Below are 23,767 nucleotides of genomic sequence, written 5' to 3' on the forward strand. Positions count from 1 at the left end.
TTGCATTTATTTTAATTAAATATTTTTTATAAATTTTATTACATCTTCTATTATCCAACTAGGGGTTGATGCTCCTGCTGTTATACCAACAAAAGAATATTTTTTTATATCATTCTCATCTAAATCACTTACAGTTTCTACATGATATGTTTTAACATTTTTTTCGCATATATTAACCAATTTTTGAGTATTTGAACTATGTTTTCCTCCGATTACAATCATACAATCCACTTCTTGCGAAAGTTCACTTGCTGATTTTTGCCTGTCTCTAGTAGCTAAACAAATCGTATTGTGTATAGTAACATCTTCCAAAATTTTTTTTAATTGTTCACTTATTTCTTGATACATACTCAAATTTATAGTAGTTTGTGCAACAACACAATACTTTTTATACTTTCTAGGAATTTCACTCAAATCCTCTATATTTTTTATAATTATAGCTTCATTATCACACCAACCATTTATTCCTACAACTTCTGGATGATCTTTATCTCCTACTATTATAATTTTATATCCTTTATTATAGTATTCATTAGCTATATCCTGTATTTTTTTTACAAAAGGACAAGTAGCATCTATAACTTTAAGATTCTTCTCTACAGCATTTGTATATATATGTTTTGACACTCCATGAGATCTTATTATAACCTTCGATTTTTGATTAACTTTATCTAGGTCATCTACGATTTTTAAACCTTTATCCTCATATATCTTTACAGCTTGTTTATTATGTATAAGCGGACCTAGTGAATAAACCTCATCTTCATGCATCATTTCTAGTTCTTCCCATGCCATACCCATAGCTCGTTGTACTCCAAAACAAAATCCGGCATAATCAGCAACTTTAAATTTCAAATACATCCCTCCTTAACCTGAATATTTACTTATATTTTTACTTATAATATCTAGAACCTGTTGACTTAAATTTTCATAATCCTTTGAATTTAATTTTTCTCCATAGTATGACTCAAAGCTTATAGGTTTATCTATGTATATAGTGATTTTACTAAATAATTTATAGGTAGCTATTATAGATACAGGACAAACTCTAGCTTTTCCTCTAATTGACAGCATACTTGTCCCAGCTTTTGCTTTTCCTAAGTTTTCTTGTTTAATTCTAGTACCTTCCGGAAATATTCCCAAAGCTCCATTTGATTTCAATATTTTAAGAGCTGTCTTTATAGTAGATATATCTGTTTTACTTCTATCAACAGGAAAAACATTTATATTTTTTAAAAAATATCCTACTATCTTGTTTTTAAAAAGTTCCTTTTTCGCCATATAAGAAACCTTCCTTGGCATAAAGGATCCGATTAACATAGGATCTAAATTGTTTTTATGATTTGAAGCAAATATCAGAGGTTCATCCACAGGAACATTTTCTTTTCCTACTACCTCTATTTTATAAAATATACTTATAATCGGAATAAATATACCTGTACACACCTCGTATAATCCCAAATAACTCTCCTCCTATTTTACATACTCCATTATATCCGAGACTACTTCTTCTATATTTTTGCTAGTCGTATCTATTTCTACAGCATCAGTTGCTTTAACAAGTGGAGCAAATAATCTTTTTGAGTCTATTTCATCCCTATTTTTAATGTCATTAACTATATCATCTAAATTTATATTGTGCCCTTTTTCTTTTAATTCCTTATATCTTCTTCTTGCTCTTTCATTTATACCAGCTGTTAAATAAAACTTAAGGTTTGCATCTTTAAATACATAACTTCCAATATCTCTACCATCCATTATTACAGAGTATCTTTTGCCCATTTTCCTTTGTAAATTAACCATTATCTCTCTTATTTCTTTTATTTGTGCAACTTTTGAAACATTTCCACTTACACCTAAAGTTCTTATCTCTTCATTTACAATTTCATTATCCAGGTATATATTATTATCCTTAAAATCTATTTGAGTTTTTTTTGCCATTTCTATTAAAGATTTTTCATCATTAATATCAATTCCATCTCTTATAGCTTTATATGTAATCGCTCTGTACATAGCTCCTGTGTCTATATAGTTTATATTAAGCCTATTTGATATTATTTTTGCAATAGTACTTTTCCCTGCTCCTGCTGGTCCATCTATTGCTATAACTATATTATTCATTAGATTCACTCCTTACCCTTTAAATCTGTTCTTAATTTTTTTGCTTCGTTCAAATAAATATGAAATATTTTATCTTTTTCTATATGCGTATTTACATGCATCATAACTCTTATGCATCTATCTAAACTATTTTTTATATACTTTTCTTCAAAATTCAAAAGAGGAATATCATTAAAACCCAACAATTCTCTTACAGCAACCGAAGGGTATACTTCATCTAAATCTCTTGTCATAGTAAATATAATGCTAACTATGTCATCTTCTTTTAAACTATTAGTATCTATTATCTTTTGTATTAGTATTTTTGTTTCATTTAGGATACATAGTTTTTCATTTTTTTCTACAGTAGTAGCACCTCTTATAGCTAATGTCTTCATTTTATCACCATCGCAAATCAATATTATATCAAACTTTATACACTTATACCAGCTAGATAGCCTGTGGAAAAGGCAATTTGAAGATTATATCCTCCTGTTAAACCCTCTATATCAATAACTTCTCCAGCATAATATAGATTTCTTATAACCTTTGATTCCATAGTAGATGAATTAATAGATTTAACACTTATTCCTCCAGAAGTGACTATAGCCTCATTTATACTTTTGGTTTCTTTACATCTTAATTTTAGTTCTTTTATACTATCTACTATCTTATTTTCTTCTTCTTTTGTTAAATTATTTGGCTTTTTATCAATATTTAAGTATTCTAATAAATGTTTTGTAAAATTAACTGGAAGAATTTCTTTTAAGTTATTATATATACTTTTATTATTATTCTTTCTTATAACTTTACGCACTTCATCTTTTGTAACATTTGGAATAAAGTCAAAGTTTAATTCAATATCCCCATCCTGTAAATATTTATTTATATAAGAAGATAAATTAAGTATAACGGGCCCAGTCAATCCAAAGTGTGCAAATAAAATATCTCCATACATGTCTATCTTTTTATTTTTAAAATATTTTGCAGATATCTTTATATTTTTCAATGAAATTCCCTGCAAATTTTTTATCCAATCTTCCCTAAATACAAGAGGTACTAAAGCAGGATATATTTTAGTTATACTTTCTCCATGTTTTTTAAGTATATTATGAATTTTACCATCAGAGCCTGTCTTAGGATAAGAATGTCCACCCGTAGCAATTATCACTTTATCAGCTTTTATTATATGGTTTTCGTCCAAAATCACACCTTTAATTTCTTCATTTTCAACAACAATATCTATAAGTGTTTTTTCATATATTACTTTTACTCCAACTCTATCTAACTCATCATGTAAAGTATTTATTATTATATCAGAACTATCTTTTTGAGGATAAACCTTAAAATCTTCTTCTATTTTAAATTCAACCCCTCGGTTTTTAAAAAATTCTAAAAGATCCAAATTAGTAAAAGTATACAAGCTACTATATAGAAATTTAGGATTTTTTATTATTTTTTTTAAAAAGTCATCTATATCTCTCATGTTAGTTAGGTTGCACCTTCCGCCTCCTGTTATTTTCAATTTTTTCCCTAACTCTTTGTTTTTCTCTATCAACATCACTTCATTATTTTTAGCAGCTTCTATTGCAGATATCATACCTGCTGGTCCACCACCAATTACAATAACTTTACTCATATTTTCCACCTTCCAAATGACTTGTATCATTAGTCTTTATTATTACAGGTCCATAATCTCTAAATTCTACTATATTTAAGGCTGTATTATCTTGTTTTATTCTATATATATTTGACAATTCACTTTCTAGCAAACTTAATAATAATACTTTTATAGACATGCCATGAGATACTAGCACTATATTAGAATTATCATGCTTTTCATTTAATTCATTTATACAAGTCAATAATCTTTTTTTTAATTCGTATAAACTTTCTGCTTTAGGTATTAAGGCTTTATGAGGATTATTTCTCCAAACAGTATAAACATCCTGGTAGCTCCTTTTTATTTCTTCTATTGTAAGACCTTCCCAATCCCCAAAATTTATTTCTCTAAGATTTTCTTTATATTCTACTTTTCTATTCAAAGTATCAGAAATCATTTCAGAGGTTTGAATGGTCCTACCAAGATCACTACTATATATATAATCTATGTTATATTTTGAAAGCTTTTTAGCAAGTTTTCGAGCTTGTTCTATTCCATTTTCAGTTAGTTTCGAATCTCCATGCCCTTGAGTTCTTCCATCTATATTCCAAAAAGTTTCTCCATGTCTTACTATAAAAAATGTATTCATATATATTCCTCCTATTATTTATTATAATTCCAAATAAATATTATATAATAAATATCATGAAAATAAAAAAGAAATAGGAAAACTTCCTATTTCTCATCATAAACATGGTATTCTTTCCATATAGTTTCCAATTTATCAAAATACTCTTTTATTTCTTCTTTTTTCCTCATACCTATAGCAACTATTATTGCATTTGCAACACTTAAAGGAGCAACTAAAGAATCAACAAACGATGCCATATTACTCTTAACCGGTATAATTTCTTCACATATAGATGCAACAGGTGCAAGTATACTATCTGTTAATGCTATTATACTAGCTCCTTGTTTTTTTGCATAATTTGCTAGTTCAAATGTTCTTTTTGAATATCTTGGAAAGCTTATAGCTATTACTAGATCATCTTCTGTAACTTTTAGAATTTGCTCAAATACATCACTTATTCCATAACTCACTATGTTTACGTTGTCTAAAATTATATTTAAGTAAAAACCTAAATATTCAGCTACAGCAGTTGAACTTCTAAGACCTACTATATATATTTTCTTTGCCTTTAATATTTTGTTTATTCCTTTTTGGAAACTTTCTTCATCTAATTCTTCTATAGTTGTTTTTATATTTTCTATATCAGATTTTAATACTTTTTTAAGTATCGTCCAATCATTAGAATACTCTTTAGACATCTCTACCCTTTGAACAGTAGTAAGTTTTGTCTTTATAAGCTCTTGCAGTGATTTTTGAAGCTTAGGATATCCATCAAATCCTAATGCGTTAGCAAATCTAACTACAGTCGATTCACTTACACCTACTTTTTCACCTAATTTCCCAGCAGTCATAAAAGCTGCTTTATCATAGTTTGCAAGTATAAACTGAGCAATAAGTTTTTGTCCTTTACTTAATTTAGGGAACTGTTCTTTTATTATGACAATTAAATCTCTAGCTTCTTCCATATAAAATTTAACTCCTATTTGATATATTTTTTATCAACATTTTCCCTTCGTTAAAAGCTTTTATATTTAAATTTTCACTTCCTTGAGGTACTCTTGCTAATATTGATTCTTTCAAACTTTCGTCCTCGATATCCTCAATAAGTTCTTTAATAGCTCCTAAAGCAACTATATTTGAAACCATTTGTTTTCCTATTTTTTCTTTGGCTGTATCTATTATAGGTATCTTATAACAAAAGTCAGTACCTATATTATCCCCTATATTAACACAAGAATCAACTAGCAATATTGATTTTTTCTTTATATTTTTTGCATATTTATCAAAAGATTTTTGTGTTAAGCATAAAAGTAAATCTGGGCTATTAACTTTTGGATAATTTATATCTTTATCGCTTATTATAACCTCTGACTTACTGGCACCTCCTCTAGCTTCTGGTCCATATGATTGACTTTGAACTGCATTAAATCCATTTTTTATAACACTTTCAGCTAATATTATACCGGCAAGTATTAACCCTTGACCTCCAGATCCTGTTAATCTTAATTCCTTTTTCACATAGACACCTCCTTTTTAAACATATCTATAATCTTAAAGTATTCTTCTATATATTCAGGTTCTTGAACATTTTTAAATTCTCCCATAAATATTTTATTTTTTATATCATCTTTATTTAATTTATCTTTAGCTGATATATCCACAAAATTATCTTTCATCCCTTTTATTAAATCAACTGCACTGCCTTTTTTATTTTTTCTTCCATAATAAGTAGGGCAAACGCTTGCTCCCTCTACTAAAGAAAATCCTTTATGATTTATAGCTTTTTTTACATATTCAATCATTTTTTTAACATGATATACTGTAGATCTAGCTACATAAGTAGCACCTGCACCTGATGCTAGTTCACAAATATCAAATGCTTTATCTATATTTCCATAAGGCGCGGTAGTACCCTTTTCTTTATTTGGAGTTGTAGGAGAATATTGTCCGCCTGTCATTCCATATATATTATTATTAAATATAATAGTTGTTATGTCTATGTTTCTTCGACACGCATGTATTAAATGATTTCCACCAATAGCACTAGAATCTCCATCTCCAGATATAACTATAACTTTTAAGTCAGGATTTGCAACTTTAAGACCAGTTGCAAACGCAATTGCTCTTCCGTGCGTTGTATGCAATGTATTAAAATCCATATATCCAGCTGCTCTTGATGAACATCCGATTCCAGATACTATACATATCTTATCTTTATCTAAATTTAATTCTTCTATAGCAACAGCTATAGCCCTCATCAATATTCCATGACCACATCCAGGACACCAAATATGTGGAAGTCTCTCTACTCTAAAATTATTTTTTATTACTTTGCTAGGCATTTTCCCAATACCTCCTTTACGCACTCATTTATATACTCAGGGGTTATAATTTCTCCATTTGCTTTATTAATCCCATAAATATTACAATCAGTTTTAACTACGCGCTCTACTTCTTGTCTTATTTGACCTAAATTCATCTCTGGAACAAATATCATATCCTTATCTTTGCTTATTTGTTTTATCTTTTCTTCGGGGAATGGCCATATTGTTTTTATAACAAACATGCCTGCTTTTATGCCTTCCTCTCTAAGCTTATTAACAGCCTCTTTAGTAGATCTTGTCATACAACCAAATGTAACAAACAAAACATTAGAATCCTCAACTAAATATTCTTCATATATTAATATATCATCAAGATTTGAATTTATTTTCCCCATTAGTCTATTTAGTAATCTTTCAGCTTCCTCAGTACTATTAACCGGAAATCCTGTTTCATCATGCACAAGTCCTGTTACGTTATATCTATATCCTTCTCCAAAGTTAGCCATGGCAGGAACCAAATCCTCAGTATATTCATATGCTTTATACTCACTTGCTTCTACCGCGGGTTTTTTTCGATCTACTACAACCATATCTCCTTCGTTGGGTATTATTACCTTTTCTCTCATATGCGCTATAACTTCATCCATTAACAATATTACAGGCATTCTGTATTTTTCAGAAAAATTAAATGCTTTTACAGTAAGTTCAAAAGTATCACTAACACTTATTGGAGATAATACTATTATAGGATGATCTCCATGAGTACCCCATTTTGCCTGCATCACATCTCCTTGAGACGGGCAGGTTGGAAGTCCAGTACTTGGTCCTCCTCTTTGTACATTTACAATTACACACGGTATCTCTGTAATACATGCATAGCCTATATTTTCTTGTTTTAATGAAAATCCAGGACCACTAGTTGCTGTCATTGATTTCAATCCCCCTAATGATCCACCAATAACAGCTGCCATACTTGCTATTTCATCTTCCATTTGTATGAATCTTCCTCCAATTTTTGGTAACATTACAGCTGATAATTCTGCAATTTCAGTTGAAGGAGTTATTGGATATCCTGCAAAAAATTTCATACCAGCATATATAGCCCCATGTACACAAGCTTCATTACCTTGAAGAAATTTTATATTATTATGCATATGATTTATCCTCCTTACACATGAATTCTTCTAAATATATTGCATAATCAGGACATCTCATTTCACATAATCCACATTTTATACATTCATCTTCTTGTTTTATATTTACCTTATCATTATATATGTACAAAATTTTTTTGGGACAAAATTCTGCACATATTCCACAACCCTTACACCAATCATTTTTTATAACTATTTTTTTCTCATCCCCTGGCATTTTTTTACCCCCAATGCATTTTAGAATTTTTATTAATTTCATATTATCAAACTTTTTGAGATATTGCAATTTAAATTTCATTTTTATTTTATAATCCTTCATTTTGAAATTTAACTTTCTTTATTCTAAAAATTCGAAACGTCTCAATTCCAATATTTTACATGTTGTTATATATATCTCTCTTCTTAAAAATAAAAAATAGCCCTTTATATAAGAGCTATTTTTTATCACTTTTTTTCTATATTCATACAAACTATAAAGTTTACTATCATCCTAATCTTTTTTTTTATTCTTACAAGGATTTTTGAAAAAATCTGCAATTTTTAAATATAAATATTCATTTTCGTCTACATCAAATAAAACTTCCTCGTTATTTAAATTATTAAAACCTATATTTTTATAAAAATTTATTTCATCACATTTTTTAACTATAAATATATTTATTCCATTAATATCTGCCATATTTAATAAAGCTTTTATAAGCCCATCTTTTAAAACCATATCTAATGACTTATCAAATATATTGATTGTACTTAAAAAAGCTATATTCTCTTTTATTTCATATCCTGCAAATCCTAGAAGTTCTCCATTTTCATATGCACATAATATATTTTGTTTTATTTTTTCATAATCTATATTTTCTTTATCTAGTATACTTCTAATTTTAATTTCATTTTTTTCATACATTTTGCAAATACTTATCATTATTTTTACACCTCTACTTATAAAGATTTTAAATAATTTATTTCTTTTTGGCTTAAGTTTCTATACTCACCTATTTTAAGATTTCCAAGTTCTATATTCCCTATAGATATTCTTTTTAAAGATAAAACAGGATGACCTATAGCTTTACACATTTTTCTTACTTGTCTATTTTTACCTTCATGTATTTTTATTTCACATATACTTTGGTTTTCATCCTTTTTTATAATTTTGAATTCTGCTGGTGCAGTCACATAGTCATCTATTTTTAATCCTGATTCAAATTGTTTAATTTTTATTTTATCAGGTACTAATTTAAGTCTTGCTAAGTAAGTTTTAACAACTTCATGCTTTGGGTGAGTTAATCTATATGTAAGATTTCCATCATTAGTTAATATTAAAAGTCCAGATGTTTCATAATCAAGCCTTCCAATAGGATATATTCTTTCATCAATATCTTTAACCAAATCTAATACTGTTTTTCTATTAAATTGGTCTTTTACAGTTGTAACATATCCTTCTGGCTTATTTATAATTACATATATATTTTTTTGTTCTGCGATTATTACTTTCCCATTAACTTCTATAATATCCTGATTCTCATTAACATCAATTCCTAGTTCTTCTACTATTTCTCCGTTGACTTTTACTTTTCTATTTTTTATTAATTCATCAGATTTTCTTCTTGACGCTACTCCGCATAATGCCATATATTTATTTAATCTCATAGCAGTTCTCCTTTTCTTGTTTATTGATAAACTCTACTCTTAATAACCTTTAATCTAAAGACTTTTTTATTATATAGTTATATATCTTTTTTTTCTATAGATTTTAATCAATTTGTATTGTTAAAGACTTGATATAGTGTTAAAATACCTCTTATATCATATATTTTAAATACTCAAGTTATTTTGTAGGAGGTTTGTAATGCTTTCAAGATATAAAACTAAACACATAATTTTTTTACTATTAATCGCATTTATTATGTTCAAATTTGTAAACAATCCAGAATTCTTTATAGAAAAATTTAACTCTGCACTATCTTTGATAAGTCCCTTTATTTGGGCCGTTTGTATTGCATATCTTCTTAACCCTATAATGATTTATTTTGAAAAAAGGTTTAATATGAGAAGATCTTTTAGTATAATGTTAATTTACTTTTTATTGATAAGTATTATAAATTTTACTATTACTATACTATCTCCTAAAATAATCGATAGTATAAATGATTTATCCAAAGATCTTCCAGGATATATGAACACAATTCAAAAATGGATAAATGAAAATATAATTAAATCTAAATTACTCGAATATAGTAATCCTTTCTTAAAAGAAAATTTAAAGGAGATAATAAATGAAGTATTAGGTTTTTTAAATATTACATCTACCAATTTAGTAACTCAAGCTATTAATATTACCTCTAATTTATTTAATGCTATACTCGGGGTTATAATTTCTATTTATCTATTAAAAGATAAAGAAAATCTTATATATAATATTAAAAGACTTTTATATGCTGTTTTAGGAAAATTCAAATCAGATAAAGTTATAGCTTTCTTTAAGATAGTAAATAAGATTTTTTCTCAATATATAATAGGAAAATCTATAGATTCTTTGATAATAGGTATTATATGTTTTGTAGGTCTATTAATGCTTAAAGTTCCTTATGCACTTTTAATAAGTATAATCATATGTGTGTCCAATATGATTCCTTACTTTGGTCCATTTATAGGGGCTATCCCAGCTATACTTATTACTTTAATAAATAATCCTATACAAGCTATTTGGGTAGCTGTATTTATATTATTACTTCAGCAATTCGATGGGCTTTACCTTGGCCCTAAAATATTAGGGGATAAAGTGGGCTTAAATCCATTGTGGATTATAGTTGCTGTTATATTAGGTGGGGGGCTATTTGGTATTGCAGGTATGTTTTTAGGAGTTCCTGCAATGGCTATCACAAAGATACAACTTGAAAAATATATAAATATCAAACTAAAAGATAAGAGTATTATATAAAAAAATCAAAAGAGCTATATTGCTTTAGAAATTAATTTCTAAAGTGATATAGTTATTTTTATACAAAAAATCAAAAAAGTTCAAATATATTAATTCGTTCCATTGGTTAAATTAATATAAAGCGAAACTTAGGAGGTTATATAATGTATAAAAATACTAAAAACAAATCATGTAATGATAGATTAGAATTTGCAGATGAATTGAATATCCCTAACGCTCTTCATCCAAAGCAAACAGGTTCTGTAAGTCAAAATACAAGCAAACCAATATCTAAAAAAAATAAAAAACCTAAATAAATCAAAACTCAATTCTGAAAAATGGGCTATTAAAATAAGCCCATTTTTATTTTTATTGAACTAAATAAATTATAAAATAATCCAAATATATTCACTACTAGAAACATCATTCAATTTATTCCTTTCTTGTATCAACTCAGCTCTATATATCATAAATTAATACAAGAAAGGAGGGATTTAAATGTTTTTTTATAACAATCAACAACCACCAGGTCCGCCACCTTCATATACACCTAAGCAGTCAAGTAAAGGTCCTAGTTTAAAAGCAGTAGATCCAGGTGCTATAAGATTCTGCCGTTATAAATTCACTTATATATGGCTTGAAAATGGACGAAGTTTCTGGACTTGGCTAGTATTTGTGGGCCCTACATCTGTATCTGGATTTAGATGGATGAGAGGAAGTTGGAGATTTTGGGGAACAGATATTAGAAATATAGATAGTTTTTCTTGCTAATCAAAAATACCAGTCAAAAGACTGGTATTTTCTACATATTTTTAGCTTTTTTAGTACATTCTCTCATTGCTTTAATAACAGCAGTTCTAAATCCATACTCTTCTAAAGTAGTAACTGCTTCTATACTAGTACCTCCAGGTGAGCATACCATATCTTTAAGTTCTCCAGGATGTTTTTTAGTTTCAAGAACCATTTTTGCAGATCCTAAGATAGCTTGAGCAGCCATTTTGTAGGCTTTATCTCTAGGCATACCATCAGCTACAGCCGCATCTGCCATGGCTTCAATAAACATAAATACATATGCAGGAGAAGACCCACTAGTCGATATAAATACCTCCATCAGCTTTTCATCTATAATTTCTATCTTTCCAAAGCTTTTAAATATATTGACTACTTCGTCAACCTCTTCTTTTGATATATTACTATTAGGGGATATGCCTGTCATACCCTCACCTACAAGAGCTGGTGTGTTAGGCATAGTTCTAACCATTTTTATATTTTTTCCAAATGCATTTTCTACATCTTTAATAGTCTTTCCTGCTGCTATAGTAACTATAACAACATCTTCTTTAACAAAATCTTTTATCTCATCAATTACAATATTATATACATTTGGCTTTACAGACAATACTATAATATCTGAAGTTTTTGCCAATTCTTTATTGTCCATTGTAGTATTAACCTCATACTCATTCGAAACAATATCTAAACTCCCCTTATATCCATCAGCAACAATTATATTTTGCGGATTTAATAATCCAGACTTCACGACTCCGCCAATCATTGCTCTTCCCATATTCCCACAGCCTATAAATCCAATTACCTTATCCATAGTAAACCTCCAAATTTTAAATAGTTATATATATTATATCACTTAACAATACTAAAAGGCTTGTTCCGTTCTTTCTATTATCTCATCTTGTAATGATTTACTTAAATTGTGAAAATGATCACTGTATCCTGCAACTCTAACTATTAAATCCCTGTATTCTTCTGGATTGTTTTGAGCATCTATTAATAGTTGCCTATCAACTACGTTAAACTGAATGTGATGTCCATCCATAACAAAATAAGATTTAACTAACGCAGCCATATTCTCAAGACCTTCATCTCCAGCAACAACTGATGGTGTGAATTTTTGATTTAATAGAGTTCCACCTGTTCTTAAATGATCCATCTTTGCTGCTGATTTAACCACAGCTGTTGGTCCATTTCTATCTGCTCCTTTAGCTGGAGATATACCTTCTGATAAAGGCTTATGAGCTAATCTTCCATTAGCACTAGCACCCATCACTTCTCCAAAATATACATGACATGTAGTAGGAAGCATATTTATTCTATAATATCCGCCCTTCATATTATTTCTATCTGTAACCTCATTATGAAATGCATTAAATGCATCTAGCATTAATTTATCTGCATAATCATCATCATTTCCATATTTAGGAGTTTTATTTAAAACAATGTTATGTATTTGTTCATATCCTTTGAAGTCATTATCTAAGGCTTTCATTAACTCGTTCATACTAAATTTCTTTTTATCATATACATTATATTTTATCGCAGATAAAGAGTCAGTTATAGTCCCTATGCCTACACCTTGTATATAATTTGTATTATATCTAGCTCCCCCCGCATTATAGTCTTTAGCCTCCTTAATACAATCACTAACTACTATAGATAAAAATGGAGATGGCATATTCTTAGCATAAATACTCTCTATTACATTATTTCCTCTAATCTTTATTTCCACAAAATGGTGTAATTGCTTTTTGAATGCTTCAAATAATTCTTCATAATTTTTAAAATTTTCAGCTTTTCCCGTTTTTATACCTAATTGTTTGCCAGAAATTTTATCATATCCATCATTAAGAGTCAGTTCTAGTATCTTAGGTAAGTTCATATAACCAGTTAGAATATATGCTTCTTTTCCATAAGCTCCAGTTTCAACACAACCACTAGTACCACCTTCTCTAGCATCCTCTACACTTTTCCCTGCATTAAGCAACTCTTGTATTATAGCATCTGTATTATAAAAAGCAGGTTGACCCCATCCTTTTCTAGATACCTCACAAGCTCTTTTTAGAAATTCATGAGGGGTTTTCTTGCTTATTTGAACATTAGAACTAGGTTGTAGTAGCTTCATTTCATCCATAGTATCTAATATTAAATAACTCACTTCATTTATACCATCATGTCCATCAGATGTAACACCACCAGTATTTATATTAGCAAAATCAGTATAAGTTCCACTTTCCTTTAGTGTTATACCTACTTTTGGAGGAGCTGGTTGATTATTGAATTTAACCCATAGACATTCTAATAATTCCTTTGCATTATCAGAAGTTAAGGCACCTTCTTCAACTTCCTTTTCATAGAAAGGATTTAAATGTTGATCAAGTCTTCCTGGACTAAATGCATCCCATATATTTAATTCTGTAGTAACTCCAATATGAACAAACCAATACATTTGAATAGCTTGATGGAATGTTTTAGGTGCATTCGCTGGAACAACTTCACAGTTTTCAGCTATTTTAAGAAGATCTTTTTTTCTTATTTCATCTGTTTCTTTATTAGCTAACTGTTTAGTATATTCAGAATAACGTTTTCCATAAATCATTATGGCATCACAGCAAATGCTCATAGCTTTAAGCTGATTTTCTTTTTCGTAGGCTTCTTTATCATTCATATAATCTATCTTAGATAAAGATTCTTCTATATCTTTCTTAAAATCTAAGAATCCTTTTTTATACATTTTCCCATCTGCAACCGTATGACCTGGTCCTCTTTGTTCCATAAATTCAGTAAATATTCCATTTTCATAACAATCCAACCAGTCAGGAGTCATATGATCATATATCATTTTTCTTATAGAACGGTTTTCCCAGTATGGAATAATTTTTTCTTCTTGAATTTTTCTAGCTTCTTCATTTACCTTAAAAAATATTTTTTCTCTAGAATCCATAACGGTGAAATCTTCTAATGTATGACAACAAAGTTCCGGAAAAGTAGGAGATGATTGAGGCCCTTCTCCTTTTTCACCTACTATTAATTCATCTTCATTTATACAAAGCATTCTATTTTCCATAAAATACTTAAAAGCCAAAGCTCTAACAACTGGAACAGCTTCAGTGCCAGCATACTTTTTATAAGCTTCAGTCATTAAAGATGCTCTTTCTATTGAAATATGCGGCTGAACATTCATACTTTGTTCTCTAAGTTTTTTTACTCTTTCATTCATACCTCTTTTCATTGAATTAACCCCCTATTTTAACTTTAAAATTATATTTTTCAAACATATTTTTAATTTCTTCTAATCTATCATCAGATGGTTTAGACATTAATTCATCTTCATAGTTCATATTTAATCTTTTATATTTGTCTTTACCTATATCATGATAAGGCAATAAATTTATGCTACTTATATTTAAATCTTTTATAAATTTAAGCATATTCTCAATATTTTCATCATCACAGTTAATACCTTGTATTAACGGTACTCTAAGATTTATATTAGCCCCTATTTCAGATAGCATGACTAAATTATCCAATATAAGTTTATTCGGCTTGCCTGCATATTTTTCATGTTTTTGTGAATTCATTAACTTAATATCATATAAAAAAAGATCAACATCTTCTATAATTCTTTCGTAACTTTCAAAAGCCGCATATCCACAAGTATCAATAGCTACATGCATTCCTTTTCTTTTACATTTTTTCACTATATGCTCAACAAAATCTATTTGACTCATTACCTCTCCACCAGATAAAGTAACTCCCCCACCAGATTCTTCATAAAACACCTTGTCTTTTTCTATCTCTTTCATAAGTTCATTAACACTATACTCTTTTCCTACAAGCTCTCTAGCGTTATTAACACAAAAATCAATACAATTTTCGCACTGACTACAAATGCTGTAATCATTTATAATTTTATCTTCATTCATTTTTATACACTCATGCGGACATCTTTTTTCACACTCTCCACAATTACTACATTTTTCTTTATTATACATTATTTCACTATTATACCTTTGACTTTCAGGATTGTGGCACCAAATGCAAGTAAGTGGGCATCCTTTAAAAAATACAGTAGTTCTAATTCCTGGACCATCATGAACACAATATTTTTGAATATTTATTATTTTACCGTTCTTCAATTAAACCATCCCCTTGACAAGTGAAGATTAAAGTACAGATAAAATACAATTCTATCTGTACTTTAATTATAATATTTTACTTATATAAACATACATAAGACATTTCCTCATTTACCTCTACATTGAATTTTTTATCAGCTTCTACTATAAAAGTTTCATTTTTATTGAATTCTTTCCATTCATTACTTTCAGGAAGCTTAACTAACATTTTTCCACTTGTTACCGTCATGAATTCTTTCTTAGAAGTAGAAAACTCATATTTTCCAACTGCCATAACTCCAATAGTAGCTGGTCCTTCGTTAGTTTGAAATGCAATCGATTTAACATTCCCATCAAAATATTCATTAGTTTTAAACATTTAATCATCTCCTATTATTATAATTAATATGAATAATTTACCTCTTCATGCTCTAATTATACTATAACCTTGTTATTTTTTCTATAATTATTTTATGATTATGAAACTTTTTATTGTTAATGAATTTTATCTACGTTTAAATAATCTTTATATACTATTATATGAATTTTTTTCACGAATATGTCTTTCCTTAATATGATGCGTATAATCCTCATTTATCTATTACTTATAATTCTAAACAAAAAAAACAGCTTTCATTTTAGAAAGCTGTTTTTTATTTATGAATTTAATTAAGATATATTTTCTACTTTATTAAATTCATCTATTATCTCTTTAGAAGGCTCATTATCCATCAAGCTAAATACAATTATAGATATTGTAGCTAATATAAATCCAGGTACTATCTCATATACATCAAAGATTCCTCCTTGAATATGTTTCCATATTAAAACAGTAATTCCTCCTGCTAACATACCTGCTGATGCTCCTTTAGCAGTCATTCTTTTCCAAAATAAAGACATTATAACAACAGGTCCAAATGCTGCTCCAAATCCTGCCCAAGCATAAGCCACTAATTCAAGAACAGAACTATTTGGATTAAGTGCTAATATATATGATATTACAGCTATACTTATAACCGTTATTCTGCTTACCCAAACCAATTCATTCTCTGTCGAATCTTTTTTTATTAATGCCTTATATATATCTTCAGTAAATGCAGATGCTGCAACTAAAAGCTGTGAATCCGCAGTACTCATAATAGCAGCTAGAATAGCGGCTAGAAATATTCCTGCAAATGCTGCTGGAAAAATAGAATTAACCATTAATATAAATATGGTTTCTGACTCTGGGCCTTTAAGATATTGAGTAATATACACTCTACCTACCATACCAACAATAACAGCTGCACACAAACTTATTGCAACCCATATCATAGCTATTCTTCTTGCTTCCTTTATTTTTTTAGGAGAAGTTATAGCCATAAATCTTGCTAATATATGAGGTTGTCCAAAATATCCAAGACCCCACCCTAACAATGAAATTACAGATATAATTCCAATTGTATTTCCATCCATAGTAGTTAATGGATTCAAAAACTCAGGGCTCAATTTTTTTATAGAATCAAGCGTAATCTGTGTCCCTCCCAATTTGACAGTACCTGCAATTGGGACAGCTAGTATCGCAAAGAACATAAGCATACCCTGGAAAAAATCAGTCCAACTTACAGCCATAAATCCACCAAGAAATGTATAAGATATAACAACAATAGTTCCTACCGTAAGTGCTGATATATACGGCATTCCAAACACTGTATTGAATAATTTTCCACCAGCTACAAATCCAGATGATGTATATAATATAAAAAATATCAATATAAATGTAGCCGAAACAGTTCTAAGCATTTTACTTTTATCTCTAAATCTATTTTCAAAGTAAACTGACAATGTTATAGCATCACCTGCTATTTCAGTATATTGTCTCAATCTTTTAGCTATGAATTTCCAATTCATATATGTCCCTATAGCCAATCCTATAGCAATCCAAATTGATTCAAGTCCTGATAAATAGGCATATCCAGGTAATCCCATAAGTAACCATCCACTCATATCAGATGCCTGAGAACTAAGTGCCGTTACCCAACTGTTTAAACCTCTTCCTCCTAAAACATAATCCGATAAATTTTCAGTTCTTTTGTAGAATATAAGTCCTATTACTAACATACCAACTAAATAAACTCCAAAAGATATAAGTATACTTATATCTGCTAACATCGTAAAACCCTCCTTAATATTTTTCAAGTCATCATGTAAAATGAAACTTAATTCATAAACTTTAGAGTACTTAATACCCTTGATATAACCAATGTAAGAACTCTTAGATTTCAAACAAATTCACAATATAGACTTTTTTTATATTAATAAAAAAGCATAATTTCTATATGAAAATCATGCTTTTTTCACTAATATTAATTTTATATAGATAATATTATAACATATTTCGACTAATTTCGATAGTTCATTTTTTAATTTTTGCTAATTTTTTGAAAATTTCTAATTTTTTATTCCATAATAAGTTAAGAATTTTTAATCTTTTAATGTCAATAATAACAAAAAGGAGTGTGATTTTATGCAATTTTATGATGTCATAAATGAAAGAAAAAGCATCAAAAACTTTAAAAACACCCCTATCCAAAAAGATAAATTGGATAGAATTTTAACAGCTACTATCATGTCCCCTTCATGGAAAAATAATAAGTGCTTTAAATTCATACTAGTAGACAGTGAAACGCAAAAACAAGAATTATCAATGGCTGTTATGAATGATGTTAATAGTGCTTCTAACTCAATTACACAAGCTCCTCTTGTTGCAGTTGTAGTTGCTGACCCTTCTGGTTCTGGATCTATTGACAATAAAGATTTATATCTAGTTGATACAGGTATAGCCATGGAACATTTAGTGCTTGCATGTACAAATGAAGGATACGGTACATGCTGGATAGCATCCCTTGATGAGGATAAGATAAAGAAAACACTTTGTATCCCAGATAAATACAGAGTTGTTGCTATGAGTCCAATGGGAGAATACAGTGATCATGATAATAATAAACCTAACAAAGATACTATAAATGATCACATATGCCTAAACAAATGGGATAGTCCATATACAAGTATTCATTAAACGTAAAAACTGCTGGTGTCTTTATTACCAGCAGTTTTTATATGTATACATTTAATTACATTCCTTTTCAAAATATAATTTATATTATTTTACCTTTACACAAGGATAGTTATTTCTAATATTGTAGTTTATATAATATCCTAAGAACTCAGAATTTACCATTTTTTCATATACACTTTTAGGTACATTTAAGTGTCTATATATTTCCCCAGAATCAAATTCAATTTCTAACATTCTCTTCTCAGCATCATAGGCCAAAGAAAATATGTTTGATGAATTTATATTGTTTCTTACCATTTTATCTCCCCCTAGATAATCTCTTATTAATTTAATTATACTAAATTACATATAAAAAATATGCAAAAACGCGTTGTCGTATTTTATTTTATATACAAAAAAGCGAGGTTAATTGTATACATCCCCCGCCTTTTTATTTACTTCGATTTGTTTTTTTTGAATTTTTGTTTAAGTATATATTCTGCTATATCCTTTATTTTTTTTTGTTCTTTTCGCATTTCTTCTATAGTAATTTTTCTCATTTTTAATTTTTTGTGTTGCTTAAGATTATCCATATAATCCCCTCTTTAATATTTAATATAAAGCGAAACCTATATCTTTTATTTAAAAGTTCCACTTTATATTACTGTATGAATAAAATAATTAAAAATGATATAATTTCATAATTTAATTTTAGAATATTTCTAATATTGGATTTTTGCTATCATTAATCCTAATACTTATATTTACTTTTTTATTATTTTGATTTGATTCTATTCCAATAATCTTTCCATCTTTTAATAATTTTTTTATAATTGTATCATCCACTATAATTCCATGTCTTTCAAGACTGTTCTTCCATATAGTAAACTTACATCCATTGCTCCAATTAGTACAATAAAAAGCCTTGCTATTTTCTAAAATATCTCCATTACAACAGCTACATAGACCTAAAGAATTTTCTGGTTTTTTCCGTTTATTATTTTTAGTTGATTTTTTACAGTTTGGAATCGATGTGAATGAATCCATTAATTCTAAGTGGTTTCTAAGTCCCAATACCTTTTGAGTATTCTTCATAACATACGATTCAAGCTTTAGCATGTAATCCTTGCACTCTATTTCACCATTAGATACCATAGTTAACCCTTTTTCCCAACTTGCTGTAAGCTCTGGTCTAATTAAAGAAGGTATTGATCTTATTATTATATTATAAATCATCTCTCCCATGGATGCAGGAGTTAGTATCTGGGTTTTTTTATTCAATTTAATATATTTAATTTTTTGCAGCTTACTTAATATTTCAGCTCTTGTAGCACTAGTTCCAATCCCGCTACCTTTGATTTGCTCTCTTAATTCATCATCTTCAATTAGTTTACCCGCATTTTCCATAGCCAAAATCATTGAACCCGAATTATACCTCTTAGGTGGAGTAGTTTCAGATTCTTTAATTTCAAGTTTATTAATTTTTACAATAGCGCCTTTTTTTAAGTTTTTAAATTCATCCATATTATCTTTCTTCGAATTTTGAGGTTTTTTATCGTAATCCGTTATTTCTAAATATCCTTTTTCAATACAAACCTTAGAAGATGTATAAAATTTTTCATCTTTTATACTAGTAGTTATTGATAACTTATTAAAAACTGCACACGGATAAAATATAGCCAAAAACCTTCGTACAATAAGTAAGAATACGCTTTTATCCGTATCATTTAACTTATTAAAATTACCTAAACCTTGACCTGTAGGTATAATAGCATAGTGATCCGTAATAGCTTTATCATTTACATATTTAGTTTTTTCAAGACCTAAAAATAATTTATTATCCGATATATTTTTGATAAATTCATTAATGTGCTTATCTTCACTACCCAGATCGCAGGTATTTTCTATATTTAAAAGACCCCTTATATTTTTATCTATTTCTTTCGCAACAGCTTTTGATAAAACTCTGGCATCTGTTCTTGGATATGTAAGCATTTTCTTTTCATATAATCCTTGTACAATTTTTAGTGTTTCATCTGGGCTTAATTTAAACTTTTTTGAACATTCATTTTGAATCTCTGCTAAATTATAAAGCAATGGTGGATTTTTCTTTTCTTTTTTTCTTTGTACTTCTTCAATTTTTGCTAGTAATTCCTCATTACCTTCTTTAAGATAATCAATGAACTTTTCAGCCTGTTCTTTTTCCTTAAACCCAATATCTTTAAATAACAAATGAGACATATAATATTTTGAATCCTCTACAGCCTTCCATTCTCCATCATAATCAAGAATATCTTCAAATTTAAAAGAAGAATTAATTTTATAGTAAGGTGTCTTTACAAAATCTCTTATTTCTCTTTCTCTGTTGACAATCATACCAAGAACGCAACTCATAACTCTACCAACTGCAATTACAGTATAATTCGTTCCTAAATAATCGCTAATAGTTCTACCGTACATTAGAGTTAATAATCTAGAAAAGTTTATACCCATAAGATAGTCTTCTTTTGCTCTTAGATATGCAGAATCTGATAATTTATCATATTCACTAAGTGGTTTTGCATTTTTTACACCTTTTCTAATTTCATCCTCAGTTTGTGAATCTATCCATACTCTTTTTTTCACCTTATCTTTTACACCAACCATATCATCAACTAATCTATATATATACTCTCCTTCTCTTCCTGAATCCGTACATACATATATAGTTGATATATCTTTTCTTTGCATTTGACTTTTAATTATATCAAACTGTTTTTTAACACCAGGTATAACCTCATACTTGTATGTCTTTGGTAAAAAAGGTAAATCTTTAAGAACCCATTTTTTATATTTCATATCATATTTTTCAGGATAACTCATATTAACTAAGTGTCCTATACACCAAGTCACTACAGCCTTATCGGATTCAAAATATCCATTTTTCTTGGTTCCTTTTATATTTAATGCTTTTGCAAATTCCATGGCAACACTAGGTTTCTCTGCTACAAATAATGCTTTACTCATCTTAATAAATCACCTACAATATAAATTTTTTTATATATTCCTAGTAATTAAAAATATCGAGCAAATAATATGCTCGATATTTTTATATTTTATAATATCAACTTTACCTTAATATTATAATCTATAATTCTTTTTTTTGCAAAATCATACTAATGTATACACTGTTAATCAATATTAAATCACTTTTTTTACTGAATTTTATTAAAATCATGTTTACTTTTTTGTTTATATTCATACATTCTCTCATCAGCAGTTTTTATTAATTTATTATATTTATCTCCGTCATAAGGAAAATTAGCTATACCATAACTAAAACTACATATAATATCGTTTTCTTCAAATTTCACATTATGTACTTTAAAATAATCAATTATATCTTCAAATTTTCTAATAAGACTTTGTAAATCAATTTCAAAAAAAATACCTACAAACTCATCACCTCCAATTCTAGCTAATATATCTGAAGGCCCAATTCGTTTCCTCAATATAGATATAAATGTTCTAATAATCTCATCTCCTGCTAAATGTCCATAAGTATCATTTATAAGTTTTAATTCATTTAAATCAAATAGTACAAATAAAAATTCTTCATTACATAGAATATACTTATTAATATATATATCTAGTATTTTTTCAAAATACCTTCTATTATAGACATTTGTTAATTTATCATACCTAGATAAATATACAGTTTCTTCATAAAGTGTATGTTTCCCAATAGCTATGGAAATTTGATTTCTCATATATTCCATTAACTCTATATCAATTTCATCAAATGCATAATTATACTTACTATCTATACCTATTAAACCATATAATTGCCCGTTTATTATTATAGGCGAACTAATAGAGGACTTTACTTTAAAACACTCTTCATTTTCTAAAATATTTGGGCATTTTGTAGTAAACATCTCATCAAAATCATTAATAATAACTGTTTTATCTATTCTCCCCGAAGTCTTATGCCATATAAATGAATCTTCTAATCTAAGGCTAAACTTTTCAGCATTTTTTTGCTTATATCCTATATGTGTAGCAATTTTTAGATTTTCATTATCATCCAATATTAAAATAGATCCAATATGTGCATTCTGTATAGATTCAATTACCTTATCTAATATTAAATTAAATAATTCTGTAATATTACTTGTTTCAGTTATAGAATAGCTTATTTCTAATATAGAATCCTTTATCTTTGATAATTTTTTTATTTTTTTTTCTGAATTCTTGCGTTCTGTTATATCTACCATGACCCCAACTATTCCTTTAACTTCTCCCTTATGGTTTATATATGGTGCTTTATTAAAAATCACATCATGTAATAACCCATCTTTACATTGAAACTGCGATTCGTATATATGTTTTTCTTTATTTTTAATTATATTAATGTCTACATTGCTATGAATCTCAGCAATTTCTCTGTTGATAATATCATGAATAGTATGTCCAATAATGTCTTCTTTTTTAATTCCTAAATACTCTATATGAGCAGTATTAGAATATTTGTATATACCGTTTTCATCTTTATAGAATATCGGACTTGGAATCGTGTCTATTAGCACTTCAAGAAATTCATCATTTTCTTCAATCAACATTTCAGAGTTCTTACCCTGAGTAATATCCTTAACCATACCAATCATTTTAAACCTCTTTTTATTATCATTATATATGCAAATAGAATTTACCCTTATCCATAGTTCTTCTCTATTTGAATTTATTATTTTATATTCCATATTTTTTTCTATTCCGTCTTCTATTGAATTTTTAATACATTTTATTACAAAATCTTTATAATCATCATGAACTAACGTCTCAATAAAAATATCTAAATCACCTTCATATTTTTGTTTATGTATAGAAACCATTTCACATAATTTATAGGAAAGAAAAATTTTATTCAATTCATAATTCCATTCCCAAATACCTAAATGACATATTTCTTGAGCACATTTTAAAATTGCTTCTTTTTCTTTTAAAATAATTTCATTTTTATTTCCATTTTTAAAAATATTTAATTTTTTAGGATTAAATAAAGACTTAATCCAATTAAATAAAAACATTTATTTTCCCCCTCTATATGAAATT

At 28.1% G+C, this 23,767-nt stretch carries 26 protein-coding genes; 4 read left to right on the forward strand and 22 right to left on the reverse strand.

Annotation, left to right across the window (positions count from 1 at the left end; translation table 11 throughout):
- Nucleotides 1–15: 15 nt before the first annotated feature.
- The 13 genes from Tmeso_RS06035 to Tmeso_RS06095 all read right to left on the reverse strand — a co-directional run bounded on the left by Tmeso_RS06035 (nucleotide 16) and on the right by Tmeso_RS06095 (nucleotide 9,459).
- On the reverse strand, nucleotides 16–855 hold the full coding sequence (locus tag Tmeso_RS06035) for a 4-hydroxy-3-methylbut-2-enyl diphosphate reductase (protein WP_099189248.1): 840 nt from the start codon (nucleotides 853–855) through the stop codon (nucleotides 16–18).
- Nucleotides 856–867: 12 nt separating this feature from the next.
- Nucleotides 868–1,461: a lysophospholipid acyltransferase family protein gene (locus Tmeso_RS06040; protein ID WP_099189250.1), complete on the reverse strand. Its 594-nt coding sequence runs from the start codon at nucleotides 1,459–1,461 to the stop codon at nucleotides 868–870.
- Nucleotides 1,462–1,473: 12 nt separating this feature from the next.
- Nucleotides 1,474–2,121: a (d)CMP kinase gene (cmk, locus tag Tmeso_RS06045; protein WP_099189252.1), complete on the reverse strand. Its 648-nt coding sequence runs from the start codon at nucleotides 2,119–2,121 to the stop codon at nucleotides 1,474–1,476.
- A gap of 5 nt (nucleotides 2,122–2,126) precedes the next feature.
- Nucleotides 2,127–2,498, reverse strand: coding sequence for a chorismate mutase (gene aroH / locus Tmeso_RS06050; protein WP_099189253.1), 372 nt, complete (start codon nucleotides 2,496–2,498; stop codon nucleotides 2,127–2,129).
- Nucleotides 2,499–2,533: 35 nt separating this feature from the next.
- The gene (locus Tmeso_RS06055) at nucleotides 2,534–3,739 is read right to left on the reverse strand and encodes a BaiN/RdsA family NAD(P)/FAD-dependent oxidoreductase (protein ID WP_099189255.1); all 1,206 of its coding nucleotides are present in this window, start codon (nucleotides 3,737–3,739) and stop codon (nucleotides 2,534–2,536) included.
- Complete coding sequence (locus tag Tmeso_RS06060) at nucleotides 3,732–4,352, reverse strand: histidine phosphatase family protein (RefSeq protein WP_099189258.1); 621 nt, start codon at nucleotides 4,350–4,352, stop codon at nucleotides 3,732–3,734. Before Tmeso_RS06060 ends, Tmeso_RS06055 begins: the two co-directional genes overlap by 8 nt.
- Nucleotides 4,353–4,438: 86 nt before the next feature.
- Complete coding sequence (locus Tmeso_RS06065) at nucleotides 4,439–5,299, reverse strand: MurR/RpiR family transcriptional regulator (protein ID WP_099189260.1); 861 nt, start codon at nucleotides 5,297–5,299, stop codon at nucleotides 4,439–4,441.
- A gap of 7 nt (nucleotides 5,300–5,306) precedes the next feature.
- Complete coding sequence (locus Tmeso_RS06070) at nucleotides 5,307–5,852, reverse strand: 2-oxoacid:acceptor oxidoreductase family protein (protein ID WP_099189262.1); 546 nt, start codon at nucleotides 5,850–5,852, stop codon at nucleotides 5,307–5,309.
- Nucleotides 5,849–6,676, reverse strand: coding sequence for a 2-oxoacid:ferredoxin oxidoreductase subunit beta (locus Tmeso_RS06075; protein ID WP_099189264.1), 828 nt, complete (start codon nucleotides 6,674–6,676; stop codon nucleotides 5,849–5,851). Before Tmeso_RS06075 ends, Tmeso_RS06070 begins: the two co-directional genes overlap by 4 nt.
- Entirely contained in the window at nucleotides 6,661–7,812 is a 1,152-nt protein-coding gene (locus Tmeso_RS06080) for a 2-oxoacid:acceptor oxidoreductase subunit alpha (protein WP_099189266.1), read from the reverse strand. Before Tmeso_RS06080 ends, Tmeso_RS06075 begins: the two co-directional genes overlap by 16 nt.
- The gene (locus tag Tmeso_RS06085) at nucleotides 7,805–8,029 is read right to left on the reverse strand and encodes an indolepyruvate ferredoxin oxidoreductase subunit alpha (RefSeq protein ID WP_207653830.1); all 225 of its coding nucleotides are present in this window, start codon (nucleotides 8,027–8,029) and stop codon (nucleotides 7,805–7,807) included. Before Tmeso_RS06085 ends, Tmeso_RS06080 begins: the two co-directional genes overlap by 8 nt.
- 273 nt (nucleotides 8,030–8,302) lie before the next feature.
- Nucleotides 8,303–8,734: a GNAT family N-acetyltransferase gene (locus tag Tmeso_RS06090; RefSeq protein ID WP_099189268.1), complete on the reverse strand. Its 432-nt coding sequence runs from the start codon at nucleotides 8,732–8,734 to the stop codon at nucleotides 8,303–8,305.
- Between the two features lie 17 nt (nucleotides 8,735–8,751).
- Nucleotides 8,752–9,459, reverse strand: a complete 708-nt coding sequence (locus Tmeso_RS06095; RefSeq protein WP_099189270.1) for a pseudouridine synthase — start codon at nucleotides 9,457–9,459, stop codon at nucleotides 8,752–8,754.
- Between the two features lie 199 nt (nucleotides 9,460–9,658).
- Here Tmeso_RS06095 and Tmeso_RS06100 point away from each other — a divergent pair, with 199 nt between their 5' ends.
- The 3 genes from Tmeso_RS06100 to Tmeso_RS06105 all read left to right on the forward strand — a co-directional run bounded on the left by Tmeso_RS06100 (nucleotide 9,659) and on the right by Tmeso_RS06105 (nucleotide 11,500).
- Nucleotides 9,659–10,750 (forward strand): AI-2E family transporter, encoded by a 1,092-nt coding sequence (locus Tmeso_RS06100; protein ID WP_099189272.1) that lies wholly within the window; start codon nucleotides 9,659–9,661, stop codon nucleotides 10,748–10,750.
- A 143-nt stretch (nucleotides 10,751–10,893) separates the two neighbouring features.
- A complete protein-coding gene (locus tag Tmeso_RS16365; protein WP_187296246.1) occupies nucleotides 10,894–11,046 on the forward strand; it encodes a hypothetical protein in 153 nt (50 codons plus the stop codon).
- A gap of 181 nt (nucleotides 11,047–11,227) precedes the next feature.
- Entirely contained in the window at nucleotides 11,228–11,500 is a 273-nt protein-coding gene (locus Tmeso_RS06105; protein WP_099189274.1) for a hypothetical protein, read from the forward strand.
- A 31-nt stretch (nucleotides 11,501–11,531) separates the two neighbouring features.
- On the opposite strand, the gene proC is transcribed toward Tmeso_RS06105, so the two are convergent.
- The 5 genes from proC to putP all read right to left on the reverse strand — a co-directional run bounded on the left by proC (nucleotide 11,532) and on the right by putP (nucleotide 17,790).
- Nucleotides 11,532–12,332, reverse strand: a complete 801-nt coding sequence (proC, locus tag Tmeso_RS06110; protein ID WP_099189276.1) for a pyrroline-5-carboxylate reductase — start codon at nucleotides 12,330–12,332, stop codon at nucleotides 11,532–11,534.
- 51 nt (nucleotides 12,333–12,383) lie between these two features.
- Nucleotides 12,384–14,753 (reverse strand): trans-4-hydroxy-L-proline dehydratase, encoded by a 2,370-nt coding sequence (hypD, locus tag Tmeso_RS06115; RefSeq protein WP_099189278.1) that lies wholly within the window; start codon nucleotides 14,751–14,753, stop codon nucleotides 12,384–12,386.
- Between the two features lie 4 nt (nucleotides 14,754–14,757).
- Nucleotides 14,758–15,660, reverse strand: a complete 903-nt coding sequence (locus Tmeso_RS06120; RefSeq protein WP_099189280.1) for a trans-4-hydroxy-L-proline dehydratase activase — start codon at nucleotides 15,658–15,660, stop codon at nucleotides 14,758–14,760.
- Nucleotides 15,661–15,736: 76 nt separating this feature from the next.
- Nucleotides 15,737–16,018: a pyrimidine/purine nucleoside phosphorylase gene (ppnP, locus tag Tmeso_RS06125; protein WP_099189282.1), complete on the reverse strand. Its 282-nt coding sequence runs from the start codon at nucleotides 16,016–16,018 to the stop codon at nucleotides 15,737–15,739.
- Nucleotides 16,019–16,308: 290 nt separating this feature from the next.
- A complete protein-coding gene (gene putP, locus Tmeso_RS06130; RefSeq protein ID WP_099189284.1) occupies nucleotides 16,309–17,790 on the reverse strand; it encodes a sodium/proline symporter PutP in 1,482 nt (493 codons plus the stop codon).
- A gap of 355 nt (nucleotides 17,791–18,145) precedes the next feature.
- On the opposite strand from putP, the gene Tmeso_RS06135 reads away from it, so the two are divergent.
- Nucleotides 18,146–18,697 carry a nitroreductase family protein gene (locus tag Tmeso_RS06135; protein ID WP_099189286.1) on the forward strand — a complete coding sequence of 184 codons (552 nt, stop codon included), beginning with the start codon at nucleotides 18,146–18,148 and terminating at the stop codon, nucleotides 18,695–18,697.
- Between the two features lie 84 nt (nucleotides 18,698–18,781).
- Here the strand turns inward: Tmeso_RS06135 and Tmeso_RS06140 are convergent, their stop codons facing one another.
- From Tmeso_RS06140 to Tmeso_RS06150, 4 genes are all read right to left on the reverse strand, one after another.
- A complete protein-coding gene (locus Tmeso_RS06140; RefSeq protein WP_099189288.1) occupies nucleotides 18,782–18,994 on the reverse strand; it encodes a KTSC domain-containing protein in 213 nt (70 codons plus the stop codon).
- A 137-nt stretch (nucleotides 18,995–19,131) separates the two neighbouring features.
- Nucleotides 19,132–19,269, reverse strand: a complete 138-nt coding sequence (locus tag Tmeso_RS16370) for a hypothetical protein (protein ID WP_187296247.1) — start codon at nucleotides 19,267–19,269, stop codon at nucleotides 19,132–19,134.
- A 118-nt stretch (nucleotides 19,270–19,387) separates the two neighbouring features.
- Nucleotides 19,388–21,682 carry a DNA topoisomerase gene (locus Tmeso_RS06145; RefSeq protein WP_099189290.1) on the reverse strand — a complete coding sequence of 765 codons (2,295 nt, stop codon included), beginning with the start codon at nucleotides 21,680–21,682 and terminating at the stop codon, nucleotides 19,388–19,390.
- Nucleotides 21,683–21,870: 188 nt separating this feature from the next.
- Complete coding sequence (locus Tmeso_RS06150) at nucleotides 21,871–23,742, reverse strand: sensor domain-containing diguanylate cyclase (RefSeq protein WP_099189292.1); 1,872 nt, start codon at nucleotides 23,740–23,742, stop codon at nucleotides 21,871–21,873.
- Between the last annotated feature and the right edge of the window lie 25 nt (nucleotides 23,743–23,767).

Source organism: Tepidibacter mesophilus (genome assembly GCF_002724055.1).
In the GTDB taxonomy this organism is placed as follows: domain Bacteria; phylum Bacillota; class Clostridia; order Peptostreptococcales; family Peptostreptococcaceae; genus Tepidibacter_A; species Tepidibacter_A mesophilus.